Source organism: Streptomyces sp. NPDC007162 (assembly GCF_040634175.1).
Taxonomy (GTDB): Bacteria; Actinomycetota; Actinomycetes; order Streptomycetales; family Streptomycetaceae; genus Streptomyces.
Window position 1 is genome coordinate 1 of sequence record NZ_JBEYFC010000945.1, and the last position, 1,823, is coordinate 1,823.

The 1,823-nt window shown below is 68.8% G+C and carries 1 protein-coding gene; it reads left to right on the forward strand.

From position 1 onward, the window contains the following. Positions 1–126 precede the first annotated feature (126 nt). A partial coding sequence (locus tag ABZ646_RS46105) for a hypothetical protein (protein ID WP_360533642.1) occupies positions 127–1,823 on the forward strand: 1,697 nt, incomplete at its 3' end.

Below are 1,823 nucleotides of genomic sequence, written 5' to 3' on the forward strand. Positions count from 1 at the left end.
GAAGGACAGCACGCCCGGGACGGAGAGTTCGACGGTGTTGTGGCCCTTGCTCACGTCACCGTAGGCGAAGATCGAGAACGGCGCGGAGTTCTGGCGCTCGGCATCACTTCGGAACGGAACGCCCCGGTGCGGCTGGCCGACCTCCTGCCGGAAGGCTGGCAGCCCACCGAGTTCGGGCGGAAGGCCACCATCCTGCCGAGCGTCGAGGGCCCCAACCACCGCGCATACACCCAGCCCACTCCGGGCGTCCCCGCCCTCGGACTGAGAATGCGGTTGAACGCCGCCGCAGGGAAGATGGCTCCCTTTCCGGATGTCTGGGAACTTTACGTCAAGAGCGAAGCAGTCGGGCAGGCGATCGCCGCGGAGTTCGTGCGCGACGAACTCGGTGTGCCCGGCGTGCCGCAGGACTCCCTGCCGTTCCTGGCCGCCATTCCGGAGGTCGACGATGTCTGGGGATACGCCTGGGATGCCTTCAACCATGTCGCGGCAAGGCCGAACGCCGCGATGCTGCCCGTATCGATCATCAAGAACTGGCTGCCGGTGGCGTCCCGCCACCCGTTCGACCGCATCTTGCCGGCGTTGCGGCCCCGCACTCGGCGATTCCTCAACGAGCAGCACGACCGGATCAGCGCGATCGTCGTCACCGGCTTGCTGGAGAGCATGGAAACCAGCAGGCAGTTCAACGAGGAACCGCCGGCGCTCGACCCCGGCATGCTCACTGTCGAAGTCGGCGATGCTCCCTCCGCTGTGGAGCACCTGACGGCCGTGCTCACCGGGCGCACATCCACGGGGAAGATCATCAGCCAGTCGCAGACCGTCGGCATGGAGGACCACCTGGAACTGGACACCGCCGACGGCCTCCTCCAGGTACCGCTTCTGCTGTCGGAGGTGCGGCACTGGATGATCAGTCAGCGTTACCTCAGCCCTGAGGAGATACGGCAGACCGTCGCCGAGTGGGCGGAGCTGAGCCAAGGTGCCTACCGGAAAGCGCTGACCTTCCCCGCTCCGCTCCCCGAGGACGTGCTGCGTGAGTCCATGTCGCGCATCCTGAACCACCCGGCTGTACGGGGCCTGGCGCCGTTCATGACGATGGCGGTGCACGGGCTGCCCCACATCGGGCGGTTGGTCAGCTTCACGGAGGGCAGCGAACTCGCGGCCGCGGTGGGGATGTTCGCGGTGGGAGTGGCGCTGCGCCCCGCCGCACACGAGCGTCTGCGGGAACTCGTCGACCGGGCATCCGCTCGTCTCGCCGACCTCCCCGGCGACCAGCGCGAGCGGACCCTGCCGGCCATCGAGGCGGCTCGTGGTGCCCTCACCGTGCTCGCCCAGGATCCGCCGAGTGCCTACGCCCGAGAGCACTGGACACCGCATCTCAGGGCAGCGGACGGCGAGCGGGTGGCACTGGGCGAGTTCCGTATGGCGCAACACCCGGGACCGGACGCGAAGATCGTGGGCGTGTCCTCCCGCCCGTCCTGGGACGACCGGCAGGACACCTACAGTCTGCTGCCCTCGGCCAAGGCGTTCACCCAGGTGCGACGGGCGCCGCGAGCGGACGATCCCGGCAGCGCCGAGGTGCTGGCGGAGAGCGCCCCGCAGCCGTTGCCGTTCGACAAGGCGTACATCGTCAGTGTCCGCGGTGACGGCAGGACCGCCGAACTCACCATGCGGGACGACACCGGCAAGGCCTTCGACTACGCCCGGCTCGTCGACTTCCTCTTCGCCACCGACCCTGTGCTGACCGCACTGCCCCGGGACACCTCGGTCGTCGTCATGGGCGCCGATGTGGCGGGCGAGCCGTCGCACGACCCCCTGGAGCAGCCGAT